This window comes from Streptomyces sp. NPDC023723, assembly GCF_040639815.1.
Classification (GTDB): domain Bacteria; phylum Actinomycetota; class Actinomycetes; order Streptomycetales; family Streptomycetaceae; genus Streptomyces.
This window is the reverse complement of record NZ_JBFAAP010000024.1, coordinates 46,131-62,957: the sequence shown is the minus strand read 5'-3', so window position 1 is coordinate 62,957 and position 16,827 is coordinate 46,131. Positions and strand designations below refer to the sequence as shown.

The following is a 16,827-nucleotide window of genomic DNA, read 5'->3' as shown; positions in this document are numbered from 1 at the left end:
CCCACGTAGCCGTTCTTGGCCGATGTGCGCCCGGATCGCCACCGCGGTGCCCCTGGTGGACCGCACATGCGCCCTGAACGAGGATGGGCCACCGTGCGAGTCTCCGCGGTGAACGGCGAATCCGACCGGGAGGTGCACGATGACCCTGGCCCATGATGACCTGCTCCGCCTTCTGGAGTCACTACGCTCGGCGGACGGACTGGAGATCGTCCGGACCGCGGCCGAACGAGTCCTGCAAGAACTGACAGAAGCCAAGGCGACACAGCACATCGGTGCCGCATGGGGCGAGCACACCGAGACCCGCACCGCCTACCGCAACGGCCACCGCAAACGGATCTGACCACCCAGGCCGGCGACCTGGAACTCGCGATCCCCAAACTCCGAGCCGCCACCTTCTTCCCCAGCCTCCTGGAACGCCGACGCCGCGTCGACCCGGCCCTCTACGCCGTCATCATCGAGGCGTACGTCCATGGCGTGTCCGCCCGCAGCGTCGACGACCTGGTCAAAGCCCTCGGCTCGGACACCGGCATCTCCAAGAGCGAGGTCTCCCGGATCTGCGGCGGCCTCGACGAAAGCCTCACCGCCTTCCGCGGCCGCCCCCTGAACCACATCCGCTTCCCCTACGTCTACCTCGACGCCACCTGCCTCAAGGCCCGCGTCGACCAGCAGATCGCCTCCCGCGCCGTCGTCATCGCCACCGGCGTCACCGAGGACGGCGGCCGCGAAGTCCTCGGCATCATGGCCGGCGCCCGGCCGCAGCGCCGCGCCACGCCTCAGCGGTCTCTCCCTGAACGCGCGTCCCTCATCCCTCATCCCCGGGAACCGCCCGACCCGCCAGGTGTCCGGCTCGGGTTTTGGCCGGGGAGGCGGTGTGCCCGTGCCGGCCCCCTGCCGTGTCCGCCGGGTACCGGCGCGCCTATAGGTCCAGAACCGCGCGGATGGCGTTGTCGACGAGATCCTGTTGTTGAGAGCCGATGTTTCCGTGCGGTGTGGCGGTCTCGAAGCGGTGTGCGGAGAGCTGAAGGAGGTTGACGGCGACGAGGGAGGCGTCGACCGGTGCGGTCAGGTGCACACTCATCGCCGTGTCGGGGTGCTGCGCCGGGGCGTGGAGGGGCAGGACGACGACGGCGCCGTACGCCTCGGCGAGGCCGTCGAGGCTGACGACGAGCACGGTGCGCGTGCCTTTGCCCGTGTCGACGTCCCAGACGTCGCCCTTGCGGATGGTCACAGGGCGTCGCCCTCGCCCTCGAGGTCGAGCGGAGCGATGGCGGCGAGCTTGCGGGCAGCGTCGAGTGTCATCTGCCGGCGCACTGCGCGCAGGATGTAGTCGTTGAGTGACGGAGCGCCCGCTGCGGCGTCGCGCAGCGGCTTGTCCATGGAGTCGGGGACCCGAAGGGTGATGGCAGTCATGCCACCAAATCTAGTGGCAAGAGTGGCGTCATGGAAACCATGTCCCGCATGCGCGATCCCGAACTCGTCGTGGAGGACGGCGCGACGGGCCTGCGGCGGGCGCTCGCGGAGGTGTTTCCGCAGGCCAGACACCAAAGGTGCTGGGTCCACAAGACCCGGTACGTGGTCAACGCACTGCCGCAGTCCGCCCAGCCCGGCGCGAAGAAGGCCCTGCAGGAGATCTACAACGCCGAGGACCGCAAACCACGCCGAGAAGGCGATCAAGGAGTTCGCCCGCGACTACCAGGCGAAGTGGCCCAAGGCCGTCAAAAAGGCCACCGAGGAGGCCGATGAGCTGCTGGCCTTCTACGACTTTCCCGCCGAGCACTGGGTCCATTAGAGAAGGATGAATTTGATCGAATCGACGTTCAGCGTTCAGCTCGGTCCAGCTTCGGACCAAGGTCATCCGCGGAGCGGGCGGCCCGGCCGCCGCCCTGGCCATGGTCGTCAAGCTCGTCGAATCGGCCCAGGAACGGTGGCGGGCCGTTACCGGCGCGCACCTCGTCGCCCTCGTTCGCGCCGGCGCCAAGTTCAAGAACGGCGTGCTCGTCGAGCGCCCCGAGGCGGTCGCGGCGTGAGCATCCTGACGGCACGGGCCATGAGCACCAGCAGGCTGGACCTGCTGCCGCTGCACGTCGAGCACGCAGCCGGGATGGCCACGGTGCTGTCCGATCCCGCCCTGCGAACCTTCATCGGCGGCGCCCCGGACACCGAGCAGGCCCTACGCTCGCGCTACCGGCGCATGGCCGCTCACTCCCCGGAACCGTTCGTACCTGGCTGACCGGGTGTTCCGGCTCCGCGACGAGTCCTGCCTGACGGGCACGATCCAGGCGCCGGTCGGCCCCTGCGGCAACGGCCTCGTGGCAGAGATCGCCTGGGTGGTGGGAACCCCGTGGCAGGGCAGCGGCATCGCCACCGAAGCGGCCCGAGGACTCGTCGACTGGCTCAGCCGGCAGCCGGTGCACACTGTCATCGCCCACATCCACCCCGAACACCGAACATCCGCCGCCGTCGCCACTGCCGCCGGATTCACGCCCACCGACGAGCAGCATGGCGGCGAGATCCGATGGCATCGGTGCATCGAGCCGCGACTTCAGTGATCCACAGAAATTGACAATTGCTCGCCCCTCCCCTGTCCCTTACGGTCGCGCTATGTCTCCTTCCCAATCAACCGCAGGTGTAATTCTGACCGTGGACGACGACCCGGGTGTGTCCCGGGCCGTCGCCCGCGACCTGCGGCGGCGCTACGGCGCCGCGCACCGCATCGTGCGCGCGGAGTCCGGGGAGTCCGCGCTCCAGGCGCTGCGCGAACTGAAACTCCGCGGCGATCTGGTCGCCGTAATCCTCGCCGACTACCGGATGCCCAGGATGAACGGCATCGAGTTCCTCGAACAGGCGATGGACGTCTACCCGGCGGCGCGACGGGTGCTGCTGACCGCGTACGCCGACACCAACGCGGCCATCGACGCGATCAACGTGGTCGACCTGGACCACTACCTGCTCAAGCCGTGGGACCCGCCGGAGGAGAAGCTCTATCCGGTCCTGGACGACCTGCTCGCCGCCTGGCGGGCCGACGACCACAAGCCGGTGCCCAGCACCAAGGTCGTCGGCCACCGCTTCTCGGCCCGCTGCTCCGAGGTCCGCGAGTTCCTGGCCCGCAACCAGGTGCCCTACCGGTGGTACTCCGCCGACGAACCGGAGGGACGGCGACTGCTGTCGGCCGCGGGGCAGGACGGGCAGCGGCTGCCGGTGGTGATCACCCCGGACGGGACCGCGCTGGTCGAGCCTGAGGCCACCGACCTCGCCGCCCGGGTCGGCCTGGCGACGACGCCGGCCGCCGACTTCTACGACCTGGTGGTGATCGGCGGCGGCCCGGCCGGCCTCGGCGCGGCCGTGTACGGCGCCTCCGAGGGGCTGCGCACGGTCCTGGTGGAGCGGTCGGCGACCGGCGGCCAGGCCGGGCAGTCCAGCCGGATCGAGAACTACCTCGGCTTCCCGGACGGCGTCTCCGGCGCCCAGCTCACCGACCGGGCCCGGCGGCAGGCCACCAAGTTCGGCGCCGAGATCCTCACCGCGCGCGAGGTGACCGGCCTGGAGGTCAACGGGTCGGCGCGGACCGTACGGTTCTCCGACGGCTCGGCGCTCGCCGCGCACAGCGTGATCCTGGCGACCGGCGTCTCCTACCGGGAGCTGGCCGCCCCGGGCACCGCGGACCTGGCCGGCTGCGGCGTCTTCTACGGCTCGGCGCTGACCGAGGCGGCCGGCTGCCAGGGCCACGACGTGTACATCGTCGGCGGCGCCAACTCGGCCGGACAGGCGGCGATGTACCTGGCCCGGGGCGCCAAGTCGGTCACGCTGCTGGTGCGCGGCCCGTCGCTGGCCGCGTCGATGTCGCACTACCTGATCCAGCAGATCGAGCAGACCCCCAACATCGTGGTGCGCTGCGGCACGGTCGTCGAGTCCGCGCACGGCGACGGCCGGCTGGAGCGGCTCACGCTGCGCGACGCGGAGACCGGCGAGCGCGAACTGGTCGACGCGCAGTGGCTGTTCGTGTTCATCGGCGCGGCCCCGCTGACCGACTGGCTGGACGGCACGGTGGCGCGCGACGACCGCGGGTTCATCCTGGCCGGGCCGGACCTCGGCGCCGACGGCCGGCCGCCGGCCGGCTGGGAGCTGGACCGGCCGCCGTACCACCTGGAGACCAGCGTCCCGGGCGTGTTCGTGGCGGGCGACGCCCGCGCCGAGTCCGCCAAGCGGGTCGCGTCCGCCGTAGGAGAGGGAGCCATGGCCGTGATGCTCGTCCACCGGTATCTGGAGCAGTCGTGAGCGGCCGCCCGATGCCGTGCAGCCCCGGTGAGATCGGGGCGCTGTTCCTGTTCGAGAAGCTGACCCCCGAGCAGCTCGGCCGGCTGTGCGCCGAGGGCCGGGTGGAGCTGTTCGAACCCGGCCCGGTGTACGCCGAGGGCTCCCCCGCCACCTGCTTCTACGTGCTGCTGGAGGGCACCGTGGTGCTCTCCCGCCGGGTCGGCGGGGACGAGGTGGAGACCAACCGGGCCGCCCGGCCCGGGGTGTACGCCGGGGCGATGCAGGCGTACCTCGGGGACCGGGTGCCGCAGACCTACAACAACTCGCTGCGCGTGACCGAGCCGACCCGGTTCTTCGTGCTGCCCGCGGACACCTTCGCGAGCATCATGCAGGAGTGGTTCCCGATGGCGGTGCATCTGCTGGAGGGGCTGTTCTTCGGTTCGAAGAACAGCCAGCGGGCGGTCGGGCAGCGCGAACGGCTGCTGGCGCTCGGCTCGTTGTCCGCCGGGCTCACCCACGAGCTGAACAACCCGGCCGCGGCGGCGGTGCGGGCCACCGCCTCGCTGCGCGAGCGGGTGGCGAAGATGCGGCACAAGCTCGCGGTGATCGCCGGGGGGCCGTTCTCCCAGGAGGCGCTGGCCGAGCTGATCGACATCCAGGAACGCACCGCCGAGCGGGTCGCCAAGGCGCCCGCGCTGAGCCCGATGGAGGCCGCCGACCGGGAGGACGCGGTCACCGACTGGCTGGACGACCACAACATCCGGGACGGCTGGCAGCTCGCGCCGACCTTCGTGCAGGCCGGCCTGGACACCGAGTGGCTGGACCAGGTCGCGGCGGCCGTCGGCACGGAGATCCTGCCGAACGCGGTCGGCTGGCTCAACTACACGGTCGAGACCGAGCTGCTGATGAACGAGATCGGGGACTCCACGGCCCGGATCTCGCACCTGGTGAACGCCGCCAAGCAGTACTCCCAGCTGGACCGCGCGCCCTACCGGGTCGCCGACGTCCACGAACTCCTCGACTCCACCCTGCTGATGCTGTCCGGCAAGACCGGCCCGCGGATCAAGGTGGTCAAGGAGTACGACCGCACGCTCCCGGGCGTCCCCGCCTACCCGGCGGAGCTGAACCAGGTGTGGACCAACCTGATCGACAACGCGGTGTCCGCGATCAACGACGGGGGTGGCGACGGGACGCTGACCGTGCGCACGGCCCGCGACCACGACCGGCTGCTGGTGGAGTTCCGCGACACCGGGCCGGGGGTGCCGCCGGAGATCCGCGACCGCATCTTCGACCCGTTCTTCACCACCAAGCCGGTGGGCGAGGGCACCGGGCTCGGCCTGGACATCTCCTGGCGGATCGTGGTCAACAAGCACCACGGCAGCCTCCAGGTGGACTCCCGGCCGGGCGACACCCGTTTCCAGGTGCTCCTGCCGCTCACCGCGGCGGAGCCGGAACCGACGACCGAGGAGCCGGCATGAGTGACATCCACGACGACCAGGCGTTCGATCCCGCCGTCCCGCCGAGCGGCGCGGGGTGCGTCGAGTGCGACGCGGCCGGCGGATGGTGGTTCCATCTGCGGCGCTGCGCCGCCTGCGGCCACGTGGGCTGCTGCGACAGCTCACCCGGGCAGCACGCCACCGCGCACTTCCAGGCCTTCGGGCACCCGGTGGTGCAGAGCTACGAACCCGGCGAGGACTGGTTCTGGGACTACGCCACCGGCCGGCTGCGCGAGGACGGACCGGAGCTGGCCCCGCCGGCCGGCCATCCGGCGGACCAGCCGTCCCCCGGCCCGGCGGGCCGCGTGCCGGCGGACTGGGCCCGCTCGTTGCGGGGCTGACGCCGCCCGGCCGGGAACCCCCGTGCCGCCCCGCCCGTTCTCCCTGTGCCCCCATCGAAAGCGCGAGCCCGACGACAGGGCGGTGCCATGCAGGAGTTGGTCCCGGGCGGGAACGTCGCCCTGCCGGCCGGTCCCGTTCAGGTGCGGGTGCCGGGACGGTTCGACGTCTCCGCGCTCGTCACGGACGCCGGCGGCAAGGTCGCCGGCGACGGCGACTTCGTCTTCTACAACCAGCCGGACGCCCCCGGCGCCCGGCTGCGCGACGGCACGCTCACCGTCGACCCGGGCGCACTGCGCCCGGGCGCGGCCCGGGTGACGGTCGCCGTCAGCGCCGCCGACCCGGACACCCCGCTGAGCGCGCTGCCCTCCCCCGCCCTGCGCGTCACGGACCCGGACGGCCGCGCCCTGGCCCGGTTCACACCGCCGCGCCCGGCGGGCGAGACGGTGCTGCTGCTCGCGGAGTTCTACCGGCGCGGCGCCGGCTGGAAACTGCGGGCCCTGGGGCAGGGCTACGCGGACGGACTGGCCGGGCTGGCCCGCGACTTCGGGGTGGACGTCGTCGACGAGAGCCCCGCGGACCCGGGCGGCGGCCCGAGCGGCGGCGGTGACCCGCTGCGGGCGGTCAACTCCGCCCGCGCCGCCGCCGGTTCCCCGCCCGTCGCCCTCGACGCCCGGCTGACCGCCGCCGCCCGCGCACACGCCGCCGCGATGGCCGCGGCGGGCACCCTGAGCGTGCAGACCCGGGACGGGATCTCCGTCTACCAGCGTGCCCTGACCGCCGGATACGCGTACCTGTCCGTGGGCGAGCACCTGGTGTCCGGACCGCGCACGCCGGACGAGTTCGTCGGGTACTGCCTGGAGAGCGAGGGCGCCCGCCGTATCCTGTGCGACCCGGCGCACATCCACGTCGGCCTGGCCCAGGTCGCCGGCGGGCCCGCGGGCGACACCTACTGGACCGCGCTGTGGGCCTCGCCGCTGACCGCCGCCGGGCTGGCCCGGACGGCCGCCGAGGTCGTCGCCCGCACCAACCGGGAGCGCGCCGCGGCGGGACTTCGGCCGCTGGCCGCCGACCCCCGGCTCACCGCCGCCGCGCAGGCGCACAGCGCCGACATGGTGGCCCGGGACTTCTACTCGCACACCTCCCCGGGCGGCGCCGGCCCCCGCGACCGGGCCGTCGCCGCCGGCGCCGCGCGGGGCACCATCGGCGAGAACATCGCCTGCGGCCAGCGTTCGCCGGACGCGGTGGTGGAGGGCTGGATGAACAGTCCGGGGCACCGCGCCAACATCCTGAGAGCCGAGTTCACCCACGTCGGCATCGGTCTGGCCGGCGGCGGCCGGGCGGGCACCTACTGGACCCAGTTGTTCGGGGGCTGACCCCGGTTGATCCCGATCCGGCCCCGATCCGGCCCCGATCTCGCCCCGATCTTGGCGGAGGGGTCCCGTCCGGGACAGGATGCCCGCATGAAGGGTGACCTCTTTTCCAGTGAGCACATGGTCCAGCCCGCGCAGGCACCGGGCATGACCGTCGAGAACTCCAAATGCATCCGGTACACGGTCCAGGGCGAGATGCTCGCCCGGCAGGGCGCGATGGTCGCCTACCGCGGCAGCCTCCAGTTCGAGCGCAAGGGCCAGGGCGTGGGCGGCATGCTCAAGCGCGCGGTCACCGGCGAGGGCCTGCCGCTGATGGCGGTGCGCGGCCAGGGCGAGGCGTGGTTCGCCCACGAGGCGCAGAACTGCTTCGTCGTGGAGGTGGACCAGGGCGACGAGTTCACGGTCAACGGCCGCAACGTGCTGTGCTTCGACGCCTCGTTGGCGTACCGCATCGCCACCGTCAAGGGCGCCGGCATCAGCGGCGGCGGCCTGTTCAACAGCGTCTTCACCGGCCAGGGCCGGCTGGGCCTGGTGTGCGAGGGCACCCCGCTGGTCATCCCGGTCTCCGCGCAGTACCCGGTGTACGTCGACACCGACGCGGTGGTCGGCTGGACCGCCGGACTCCAGACCTCCCTGCACCGCTCGCAGTCGATCGGCTCCATGCTGCGCGGCGGCTCCGGGGAGGCCGTACAGCTGATGCTCCAGGGCCAGGGGTACGTTGTCGTCCGGCCCAGCGAGGCGACCCCGCAGAAGGCGCAGCAGCACTGAAAGGCACTTCCTTGAACTTGATCGGTATCGCAGAGATCGAAGCCGCCGCGGCGCGGATCGCCGGGCATGTCGTGCGCACGCCGACGGTGCCGAGTCCCGGGCTGTCCGCACTGCTCGGCGTCCCGGTCACCGCCAAACTGGAGCTGCTCCAGCGCACCGGCTCGTTCAAGGCGCGCGGCGCGGTGGCCAAGCTGCTGTCGCTGGGCGAGGCGGAGCGGGCCGCCGGGGTGGTCGCGGTCAGCGGCGGCAACCACAGCATCGCGCTGGCGGTGATGGCCGCCGACCTCGAGGTGAAGGCCACCGTGGTGATGCCGCGTTCGGCGCCCGCGCGTTCGGTGCGGATCGCCGAGGACGCGGGCGCGTCGGTGCGGCTGACGGACGGCATGGCCGAGGCGTTCGCGCTCGCCGCCCGGCTGGGCGAGGAGGGCCTGACCACGGTGCACCCGTTCGACGATCCGGTGGTGATCGCCGGGCAGGGCACCGTCGGCCTGGAGTTCGCCGCCGACGCCGGTGACCTCACCGATGTCCTGGTGAGCATCGGCGGCGGTGGGCTGATCGCCGGGGTGGCGGCGGCGCTGCGGGCCGCGCGGCCGGACGTACGGGTGTGGGGCGTGGAGACCGAGGGCGCGGAGGCGATGTCCCGGGCGCTGGCGGCGGGCGGTCCGCTGCCGGTCGAGGTGTCCTCGATCGTCTCCACCCTCAGCGCCCCGGCCGTCTCGCGGCTGACCTACGACCATGTGTCCGCCCTGGTCGACGAGGTGCTGGTGGTGTCCGACCGGGACGCCGTACAGGGGTCGCTGGAGCTGGCCGAGCACGCGAAGCTGTGGACCGAGCCGGCCGCCGGCTGTCTGCTGCCCGCCGCCCGGCGGGTACGGGAGCGGGTGGGCGACGGGGCCCGGCTGGGGTTCGTGGTGTGCGGGGGCAACGCGACGGCCACCGACATGGCGGCCTGGTCCGCCCGTTTCCAGCTGTCCTGACGGCGGAGATGCCGGGCCGTTTTCACCCGGCCCGGCAGGGGACCCGGCGGTTATGGTGCAAATCGGATACACGATGATGACCGAACACGCCGGCCCCCGGGAACTGGTCGGCCATCTGGTCCGGGCCGAGGAGGCAGGGTTCGACTTCTCGGTCACCTCGGACCACTACTTCCCGTGGCTGCGCTCCCAGGGACACTCCCCCTACGCGTGGAGCCTGCTGGGCGCGGCGGCCCAGGCGACCCGGCGCATCCCGCTGATGACGTACGTGACGTGCCCGACCATGCGGTACCACCCGGCGGTGGTCGCGCAGAAGGCGGCGACCATGCAGGAGCTGTCCGAGGGACGGTTCCGGCTCGGGCTGGGCTCGGGCGAGAACCTCAACGAGCACGTGGTGGGCCGGCGCTGGCCGACCGCCGACGTACGGCACGAGATGTTCCAGGAGGCCGTGGAGATCATCCGGGCGCTGTTCGACGGCGGCCACGTCAACTACCGCGGCAAACACTTCGACGTGGAGTCCGCCAAGCTGTGGGACCTGCCGGACAGCCCGCCGCCCATCGGCATGGCCGTCTCCGGCGAGCGGTCCTGCGCCCTGGCGGGCCGGTTCGCCGACCTGGTGATCGCCACCGAGCCGAAGCCGGAGCTGCTGGACTCCTTCGACCGGCACGGCGGCGCGGGCAAGCCGCGGGTGGGCCAGCTGCCGGTGTGCTACGACCCGGACCGGGAGACCGCGATCCGGCGCGCGCACGACCAGTTCCGCTGGTTCGGCCTGGGCTGGAAGGTCAACTCCGAGCTGCCGCACCCGGATTCCTTCGCGGCCGCAACCCAGTTCGTCACACCGGACGACGTCGCCGGGTCCATCCCGTGCGGCGACGACCCGGACGCCTTCGTCGAGGCGGTGCGGCCCTACGCCGAGGCCGGGTTCACCGAGATCGCGCTGGTGCAGATCGGCGGCGAGTCCCAGCCGGCCTTCCTGGACTGGTCCGAGAAGACCCTGCTGCCGGCGCTGCGCGCGGCGCTGGGCGGCTCCTGAGCAATCACCCGGACGACGGAGCATGCCGCGCAACGCGGGGGTACACGGACAGTTCCAGCATGTTCCTTTCCGGAGGCCCCTTCGTGAACTCCCTCGTGCACCACACGCTCGTCGTACAGCTCCAGGCGGGCGAGGCGGAGCGCTGTCCCGTCTTCGCCCACCTGGGGTACGACGCCGCCGACCCGTTCGCGCTCACCCTGACCTTCAGCCACGACGGCCACGTACTGGCCCGCTGGACGCTGGACCGGGAGATGGTCGCCGAGGGCCTGCTGCGCCCGGTCGGGATCGGCGACGTACGGCTGCGGCCGGTGTCGGCGGAGGGGCTGGAGGAGCTGCGCCTGGAGTTTCTGGGCGATCCCCGCGCCGACGGGGACCGCCATCACGCCGTGGTGTTCGCCTGGGCGCCGGCGGTCTCGGCCTTCCTGCGGGAGACGCACGCGGTCGTGGCGCCGGGCCGCGAGGAGTTCCGCGTCGACGACTTCCTGGCGGAGGTCATCGACGCGGGCTGAGCCGGGATCAGTCCGAGGTGTGGCGGTACCTCGTCCACAGGGGCAGCACGAACCAGCACAGCAGATACCAGGCGACGACGCCCGCGACCAGCCAGGGCACGAAGCCGTCGTGCGTGGCGACGCGCAGGATCAGCAGCAGGGACGCGGTCGTCGTGGCGAGCAGCAGTACCAGACCGAGCAGTGTGAGCCGGGAGGCCCAGCGCACGGCCTGGGGCTTGACGCGCCGCCCGGAGACGAGCCGGTGCAGGGAGACCGGACCGATCAGCGCGCCGGTCGTCACGGCGCCGAGCACCACGGTGACCAGGTAGATGGTCTGGTCCGCCTCCGACAGTTCCCCGTACTTGGGCTGGAAGACGACCGTGAGCAGGAAGCCGAACAGGATCTGCACGCCCATCTGCGCGACGCGGACCTCCTGGATGAGCTCCGTCCACATCCGGTCGGCGCGCTCCTCCTCGGTCTCGTCGCGCCCCCGGCGCCTGGCCATGTCTGTCGTCACGCCCGCGTCCGCGTCCGCCACTGGTCCTCCCGGTTGTCAGGATGTGACTGACAGCTTCCCGGGTTCTTTCGTCTCAGACCCGGTTCTGACACGGTGACGTGCTGTTTGGGAGGTCCGGCCCCGGTTACACGGACGACGACCGAAGCACCGTACAAGGAGGTCGTGAGGGATGTCCGACACGCAGCTCACCGTGACGCTCAGCGGCGGCGGGATCGATGACGCGCGGGCGGTCGTGCACGCGCTGGAGGGCGTGTTCGGGGCCCCGGACGAGCTTCCGGCGGACGACCGGGCGACGGTCCGCACCGCCACCTTCAGCTCCCCGTCGGCGCCGGACGCCGCCCAGGCACCGCCGGCCGGCGCGCGGCTGTCCGAGCCGGTGACCGTCACCGTGCAGGGCACGCCGGGGGCCGTGACGGCGGCCAGCGAGACGCTGGCCCGCGCGTTCACCACCCACGACGAGGGCGCCGCCTCCGGCGACCAGGAACAGGAGCGGGAGCTGCACCTGGTGCCGTGAGTGCCGTGCCGCGGCCGGCTACCAGCGGCCTTCGACCTGGTCCTTGATCCGCCGCTGGTACAGCTCCGTGACCGCCGCGAGGGTGGCGTCGGACAGCTCCGGCAGGGCGGCGGCCGCCGCGTTGGCGCGGGCCTGCTCGGGCGAGCGGGCACCGGGGATCACCGTGGTCACGCCGGGCTGCCGCACGATCCAGCGCAGCGCCAGCTGGGCCGGGGCGCAGCCCTCGGGGGCCAGCGCGGCGAACTCGGCGGCGGCCTCGACGCCGGTGGCGAAGTCGACGCCGGAGAACGTCTCACCCTGGTCGAACGCCTCGCCGTGCCGGTTGAAGGTGCGGTGGTCGTCGGCGGCGAAGACGGTGTCGCGGGTGTACTTGCCGGACAGCAGACCGGAGGCGAGCGGCACCCGGGCGATGATCCCGACGCCGGCCTCGCGGGCCGCCGGGAGCACCTCGCGCAGCGGCTTCATCCGGAACGGGTTGAGGATGATCTGCACGCTGGCGACGTTCGGCCGGGCGATCGCGGTGAGTGCCTCGGCGCAGGTCTCCACGCTGACGCCGTACGCCTTGATCCGCTCCTCGGCGACCAGGGTGTCGAGGGCGTCGAACACCTCGTCACTCGCGTAGACCGGCGTGGGCGGGCAGTGCAGCTGGACCAGGTCGAGGGTGTCGACGCCCAGATTGCGCCGGGAACGGTCGTTCCAGGCGCGGAAGTTGTCCAGGACGTAGTTCCGCGGGAGCTGTTCGACGCGGCGGCCCATCTTGGTGGCGACCGTGACGCCGAGGCCGGGGCGGCTCTTGAGGAACGTGGCGATGGTCTGCTCGCTGCGGCCGTCGCCGTAGACGTCGGCGGTGTCGAAGAAGGTCACGCCGGCCTCGGCCGCCGCCTCCAGTACCGCCAGGGCTTCCTTGTCGTCGACGTCGCCCCAGTCGGCGCCCAGCTGCCAGGTGCCGAGGCCGATCACCGAGGCGTGCTGACCCGACCTGTCGAATGCGCGTTCTTCCATGGCGTCAGTCTGTCATCCCCCGCCCCTGGTGAGGGCCCTGGTCTGGGCGGCGCGGGCCAGCTTCGGGCCGAGCCGGCGCTTGACCCGGCGCAGCGGCTCGAGCCGGCCGGCGGCCCGGTCGAGCCGGTAGTACAGGCGGGGCGGGAGGTACGGCAGCAGGGGTGAGTGGCGCTGGCCGAGCAGGGCGAACATCTGCTCGGGCGGCAGGGCGAGGTAGCGCGGCAGGTGCTCGTAGAACCGGGCGCTGTACCGGGCGGCGCTCTGCACGGGGAGCAGGGCGGCGCGGCGTTCGGCCGCGTAGCGGGCGAGGGCGTCCGGCACGGCGGGGCGCCCGCGCAGCGCGGCGGCCAGCGACATGGCGTCCTCCAGGGCCAGGGTGGTGCCGGCCCCGACGGAGTAGTGCGTGGTGTGGGCGGCGTCGCCGAGCAGCACCAGGTTGCCGTGCGACCAGACGCGGTTGGTCAGGGTGCGGAAGGGCTGCCACGGCAGGACGCCGGCGCCGGTCGCGGGGCGGGCGACGAGCGGATGGCCGTCGAGGACGTCGGCGAAGAGCTTCTCCAGCAGCACCAGCCCCTCCCCCTCGTCCGCCCCGTCCAGACCGAGGCCGCGCCAGGTCTCGGGCGCGCACTCGACGACGCAGGTGCTGTGGCCGGGCCCGAAGCCGTAGCCGTAGGCCCAGATCCAGCCGTGGGCGGTCGGTACGAAGGCGAAGGTGAAGGCGTCGAAGACCTTGGTGGTGCCGAGCCAGAGGTAGCGGTTGCGCCCGGGGCGCGCCGCGGTGCCGAAGTGCCCGGCGTGCCGGGTGCGCAGCGCACTGCCCACGCCGTCGGCCGCGACCACCAGGTCGGCGGCGGGCAGCTCGCCCGGGGCGGTGACCTCATGTCCGTACTCCAGCCGGACGCCGAGCGCGCGGGCCCGGGCGGCGAGGATCTCCAGCAGCCGGTGCCGGCCGATGCCGTGGCCGGTGTCGCCCCGGTGGCGTACCGACAGGTCGCCGACGTGGGCGACGCCGTCCCGCCAGGTCACCGAGTGTTCCTCGACGGCGCGGGCCGACTCGGGGTCGTGGCGGTGGAGCCGGTCGAGCAGCGGGCGCCAGTAGGTGACGCCCCAGCCGTAGGTGGAGCCCTCCGGGCCGCGTTCGTACACGGTGATGTCGTGGTCGGGGTCGTCCCGTTTCAGCAGGATCGACAGATACAGCCCGGCGGGTCCGCCACCGACGCAGGCGACCTTCACACACCCTCCCTGAATTACCGCAAAACGGTCATATGACCCGCAGGGTAACAGCGAGGTGACGGGACATCAGAAGATTTGCCGCGCGGGCGTCGGGTACCCGGGCCGTCCACCCGACGAAAGCCGAAGGAGGCAGTACCTGATGTCGCAGGTCGAGGAATCCATCGAGGTCGGCGTGCCGGTCCACACCGCCTACAACCAGTGGACCCAGTTCGAGTCGTTCCCCGAGTTCATGAGCGGGGTCGAGCGCATCGAGCAGCGCGACAGCACCTTGACGCACTGGGTGACGAAGGTCGACGGCGTCCGGCGCGAGTTCGACGCGCGGATCACCGAGCAGATCCCGGACGAGCGGGTCGCGTGGACCACGGTCGCCGGCGAGGCCGAGCAGGCGGGGGTCGTCACCTTCCACCGCCTCGACGACGGACACACCAAGGTGATGCTCCAGATGGAGTTCCGCCCGGACGGCGTCGCCGAGAAGGTCGGTGACAAGCTGGGCGTCGTGCAACGGCAGACCAAGGGTGACCTGGAGCGCTTCAAGCACTTCATCGAGCGGCGCGGCCAGGAGACCGGGGGCTGGCGCGGCGCGGTGTGACGCCCGCCGCCGCTACCCGGCCGCCGCCGTGCGGCACTCCGGGTGGCCCCAGCCCTGGTCGTTCTTGGCGATGGACTCACCGGCCGCGTAGGAGCGTCCGCACAGGCAGCGCCCGGCGAACTTCGCCTTGATCGTCCGCGTGCCGCCCCCGCCGCCCTTCCGGGCGGTGGGGGCCTTTTTGCGCGCGGCCTTGACCGGGGTGTCCGGGGCGGGCGGCGGCTCGGGCGAGCCCTGGGCGCTGCCCGCCGCCTCCTGGACGACGGCGGCGTGGCTGGCGGCGCGGTCCGCCCAGTCGTTGAGCCGGTCCCCGTCGACCTGGTGGGCCGGTACGTAGCGGAACTCCACCGAGCGGCCGCCGAGCAGTTCGTCGATGCGTACGACCAGTTCCTGGTTGGCGACCGGCTTGCCGGCCGAGGTCTTCCAGCCGTTGCGCTTCCAGCCGGGCAGCCAGGTGGTGACGGCCTTCATCGCGTACTGGGAGTCCATCCGGATCTCCAGCGGCACCGCCGGGTCGGTCGCCGCCAGCAGCCGCTCCAGGGCGGTGAGTTCGGCGACGTTGTTGGTGGCCCGGCCCAGCGGGCCCGCCTCCCAGCGGTCCGGGGTCTCGCTCTCGTCGGCGACGACCCAGGCCCAGGCCGCCGGGCCGGGATTGCCCTTCGAGGCCCCGTCGCACGCGGCCACAACACGTTCACGCATGGGCTCGATCATGCCATGGCCGCGAGCCGGTCCCCGGCGGGGTTCAGGAGACGTCCGAGATCTTCGGCATCTCGCCCTGGGTGGTCGTGATGTCGATCACCGAGAAGGCGGCGCCCTGCGGGTCGCTCAGCGCCGCGAACCGGCCGAACGGCGAGTCCATCGGCCCGAAGCGCAGTACGCCGCCGCGCTCGGTGGCACGGGCGACGGCGGCGTCGCAGTCGGCGACCGTGAAGTAGACGTTGATCCACGGCGGCAGCTCGGGCGGGAACTCGTCCGTCATGGCCATGCGGCCCAGGACGGTGCGCTCGTCCAGGTCGAAGAGGCGGAAGTCGATCGCGTCGTCCTCCATCCGCTTGGTCCGGTAGCCGAACACCGCCGGGAAGAAGGCGTCCGACTTCTGCGCCTCGCGGGCGAAGATCTCCGCCCAGCAGTAGGCACCGGGCACGGCCATCGCCTCGAAGCCCTCGTGGGTGCCGCCCTGCCAGAGGCCGAAGACGACGCCGCCGGGGTCCCGGGCCAGGCACATGGTGCCGAAGTCGCCGACCCGCATCGGCTCCATCAGCACCTCGCCGCCGGCCTCGCGGATCCTCGCCGCGGTGGCGGCGGCGTCCCGGGACGCGAAGTAGAGGCACCACTGCGCGTCGCCCTCCTGGCCCGGCATGGGCGGCACCACCGCGGCGACTGCCTTGCCGTCCGCGTAGGCCGTGGTGTAGTTGCCGTACTCCGACGACGACTCGCCGAAGGTCCAGCCGAGGACGTCGCCGTAGAAACTCTTCGCCCCCTCCAGGTCGCCGAACATCGCGTCGGCCCAACAAGGGGCTCCCTCGGGTTGTACTGCCATGACCGCCGCCTCCCGGACAGGGTGGGTGGGTGTGGGTGGTCCGCTTCCCCACGCTAGTCACCCGGGCCCGGGGCCGCGCGGCGAGCGCCACATTCCGGAAATTCCGTACTTCGCTCCCCTGCTCACTCCCCCGCTCACTCCCCGGCGAAGGCCTTCTCCAGGGCGGCGATGTCCAGTTTGCGCATCGACTCCATCGCCTTGTTGGCGCGGGCGGCCGCGGCCCGGTCGGGGCCGGAGAACATCTCCAGCAGCCGGCGCGGCACGACCTGCCAGGACACGCCGAACCGGTCCCGGACCCAGCCGCACGGCCCCAGCTCGCCGCCGTCCTCGGTCAGCCGCTGCGAGTAGTGGTCGACCTCTGCCTGGTCCTCGCAGGTGATCTGGAAGGAGATCGCCTCGGTGAACTTGAACTGCGGTCCGCCGTTCAGCCCGACGAACTTCTGTCCGTTGGCGGTGAAGTCGACGGTGAGCACCGTGCCGGCGGGGCGGTGGCCGCCCTCGGGGTAGTGGGTGATCTCGCCGACACGGGAGTCGGAGTCCTTGAACACCGAGACGTAGTAGTGGGCGGCCTCCTCGGCCTGGTCGTCGAACCACAGGCACGTGGTGAATCCGTCGCTGGCCATCGGTACCTCCTGGGTGCGTGGAACGCGGTCATCTGTGTCGACCGGCGCGGGGCCCGGAACTCATCGGCCGCGCGGCAATCCCTTCGA

At 72.3% G+C, this 16,827-nt stretch carries 18 protein-coding genes and 3 pseudogenes; 13 read left to right on the top strand and 8 right to left on the bottom strand.

The window, feature by feature from the left end; translation table 11 throughout:
• Nucleotides 1-139: 139 nt before the first annotated feature.
• Nucleotides 140-735 (top strand): annotated as a pseudogene (locus AB0G32_RS23785) (transposase); the annotation flags it as partial.
• A gap of 181 nt (nucleotides 736-916) precedes the next feature.
• Here the strand turns inward: AB0G32_RS23785 and AB0G32_RS23780 are convergent.
• Together AB0G32_RS23780 and AB0G32_RS23775 are read right to left on the bottom strand one after the other, a co-directional pair.
• On the bottom strand, nucleotides 917-1,228 hold the full coding sequence (locus AB0G32_RS23780) for a type II toxin-antitoxin system PemK/MazF family toxin (protein WP_361166628.1): 312 nt from the start codon (nucleotides 1,226-1,228) through the stop codon (nucleotides 917-919).
• Nucleotides 1,225-1,410 carry a hypothetical protein gene (locus AB0G32_RS23775; protein ID WP_361166625.1) on the bottom strand — a complete coding sequence of 62 codons (186 nt, stop codon included), beginning with the start codon at nucleotides 1,408-1,410 and terminating at the stop codon, nucleotides 1,225-1,227. The genes AB0G32_RS23780 and AB0G32_RS23775 overlap by 4 nt, the downstream gene beginning before the upstream one ends.
• Nucleotides 1,411-1,467: 57 nt before the next feature.
• Between AB0G32_RS23775 and AB0G32_RS23770 the strand changes: the two are divergent.
• The 10 genes and pseudogenes from AB0G32_RS23770 to AB0G32_RS23725 all read left to right on the top strand — a co-directional run.
• Nucleotides 1,468-2,027, top strand: a pseudogene (locus AB0G32_RS23770) (transposase); the annotation flags it as partial.
• A gap of 20 nt (nucleotides 2,028-2,047) precedes the next feature.
• A pseudogene (locus AB0G32_RS23765) lies at nucleotides 2,048-2,549 on the top strand (GNAT family N-acetyltransferase).
• Between the two features lie 52 nt (nucleotides 2,550-2,601).
• Nucleotides 2,602-4,275, top strand: coding sequence for an FAD-dependent oxidoreductase (locus AB0G32_RS23760; protein WP_361166622.1), 1,674 nt, complete (start codon nucleotides 2,602-2,604; stop codon nucleotides 4,273-4,275).
• Nucleotides 4,272-5,732: an ATP-binding protein gene (locus AB0G32_RS23755; protein WP_361166619.1), complete on the top strand. Its 1,461-nt coding sequence runs from the start codon at nucleotides 4,272-4,274 to the stop codon at nucleotides 5,730-5,732. Before AB0G32_RS23760 ends, AB0G32_RS23755 begins: the two co-directional genes overlap by 4 nt.
• Entirely contained in the window at nucleotides 5,729-6,091 is a 363-nt protein-coding gene (locus tag AB0G32_RS23750; RefSeq protein ID WP_361166616.1) for a UBP-type zinc finger domain-containing protein, read from the top strand. Before AB0G32_RS23755 ends, AB0G32_RS23750 begins: the two co-directional genes overlap by 4 nt.
• Nucleotides 6,092-6,178: 87 nt before the next feature.
• The gene (locus AB0G32_RS23745) at nucleotides 6,179-7,465 is read left to right on the top strand and encodes a CAP domain-containing protein (protein WP_361166613.1); all 1,287 of its coding nucleotides are present in this window, start codon (nucleotides 6,179-6,181) and stop codon (nucleotides 7,463-7,465) included.
• Between the two features lie 87 nt (nucleotides 7,466-7,552).
• On the top strand, nucleotides 7,553-8,230 hold the full coding sequence (locus AB0G32_RS23740; protein ID WP_361166610.1) for an AIM24 family protein: 678 nt from the start codon (nucleotides 7,553-7,555) through the stop codon (nucleotides 8,228-8,230).
• A 17-nt stretch (nucleotides 8,231-8,247) separates the two neighbouring features.
• Nucleotides 8,248-9,207 carry a threonine/serine dehydratase gene (locus tag AB0G32_RS23735; RefSeq protein ID WP_361166607.1) on the top strand — a complete coding sequence of 320 codons (960 nt, stop codon included), beginning with the start codon at nucleotides 8,248-8,250 and terminating at the stop codon, nucleotides 9,205-9,207.
• A gap of 52 nt (nucleotides 9,208-9,259) precedes the next feature.
• Nucleotides 9,260-10,237 carry an LLM class F420-dependent oxidoreductase gene (locus AB0G32_RS23730; protein WP_361166604.1) on the top strand — a complete coding sequence of 326 codons (978 nt, stop codon included), beginning with the start codon at nucleotides 9,260-9,262 and terminating at the stop codon, nucleotides 10,235-10,237.
• Nucleotides 10,238-10,320: 83 nt separating this feature from the next.
• Nucleotides 10,321-10,746, top strand: coding sequence for an SsgA family sporulation/cell division regulator (locus AB0G32_RS23725; RefSeq protein WP_361166768.1), 426 nt, complete (start codon nucleotides 10,321-10,323; stop codon nucleotides 10,744-10,746).
• A 7-nt stretch (nucleotides 10,747-10,753) separates the two neighbouring features.
• On the opposite strand, the gene AB0G32_RS23720 is transcribed toward AB0G32_RS23725, so the two are convergent.
• On the bottom strand, nucleotides 10,754-11,230 hold the full coding sequence (locus AB0G32_RS23720; RefSeq protein WP_361166765.1) for a DUF6328 family protein: 477 nt from the start codon (nucleotides 11,228-11,230) through the stop codon (nucleotides 10,754-10,756).
• Between the two features lie 181 nt (nucleotides 11,231-11,411).
• Between AB0G32_RS23720 and AB0G32_RS23715 the strand changes: the two genes are divergently transcribed.
• The gene (locus tag AB0G32_RS23715; protein ID WP_361166601.1) at nucleotides 11,412-11,756 is read left to right on the top strand and encodes a hypothetical protein; all 345 of its coding nucleotides are present in this window, start codon (nucleotides 11,412-11,414) and stop codon (nucleotides 11,754-11,756) included.
• An 18-nt stretch (nucleotides 11,757-11,774) separates the two neighbouring features.
• Here the strand turns inward: AB0G32_RS23715 and AB0G32_RS23710 are convergent, their stop codons facing one another.
• Both AB0G32_RS23710 and AB0G32_RS23705 read right to left on the bottom strand, forming a co-directional pair.
• Nucleotides 11,775-12,758: an aldo/keto reductase gene (locus AB0G32_RS23710; RefSeq protein ID WP_361166598.1), complete on the bottom strand. Its 984-nt coding sequence runs from the start codon at nucleotides 12,756-12,758 to the stop codon at nucleotides 11,775-11,777.
• A 12-nt stretch (nucleotides 12,759-12,770) separates the two neighbouring features.
• On the bottom strand, nucleotides 12,771-13,991 hold the full coding sequence (locus AB0G32_RS23705) for an FAD-dependent monooxygenase (protein WP_361166596.1): 1,221 nt from the start codon (nucleotides 13,989-13,991) through the stop codon (nucleotides 12,771-12,773).
• 139 nt (nucleotides 13,992-14,130) lie between these two features.
• Between AB0G32_RS23705 and AB0G32_RS23700 the strand changes: the two genes are divergently transcribed.
• Nucleotides 14,131-14,580, top strand: a complete 450-nt coding sequence (locus AB0G32_RS23700) for an SRPBCC family protein (protein WP_361166593.1) — start codon at nucleotides 14,131-14,133, stop codon at nucleotides 14,578-14,580.
• 12 nt (nucleotides 14,581-14,592) lie between these two features.
• On the opposite strand, the gene AB0G32_RS23695 is transcribed toward AB0G32_RS23700, so the two are convergent.
• The 3 genes from AB0G32_RS23695 to AB0G32_RS23685 form a co-directional block, all read right to left on the bottom strand.
• Nucleotides 14,593-15,288, bottom strand: coding sequence for a ribonuclease H (locus AB0G32_RS23695; RefSeq protein ID WP_361166590.1), 696 nt, complete (start codon nucleotides 15,286-15,288; stop codon nucleotides 14,593-14,595).
• Between the two features lie 31 nt (nucleotides 15,289-15,319).
• Nucleotides 15,320-16,117 (bottom strand): VOC family protein, encoded by a 798-nt coding sequence (locus tag AB0G32_RS23690; RefSeq protein ID WP_361166587.1) that lies wholly within the window; start codon nucleotides 16,115-16,117, stop codon nucleotides 15,320-15,322.
• 134 nt (nucleotides 16,118-16,251) lie between these two features.
• Nucleotides 16,252-16,740 (bottom strand): VOC family protein, encoded by a 489-nt coding sequence (locus AB0G32_RS23685; RefSeq protein WP_361166584.1) that lies wholly within the window; start codon nucleotides 16,738-16,740, stop codon nucleotides 16,252-16,254.
• Nucleotides 16,741-16,827 lie beyond the last annotated feature (87 nt).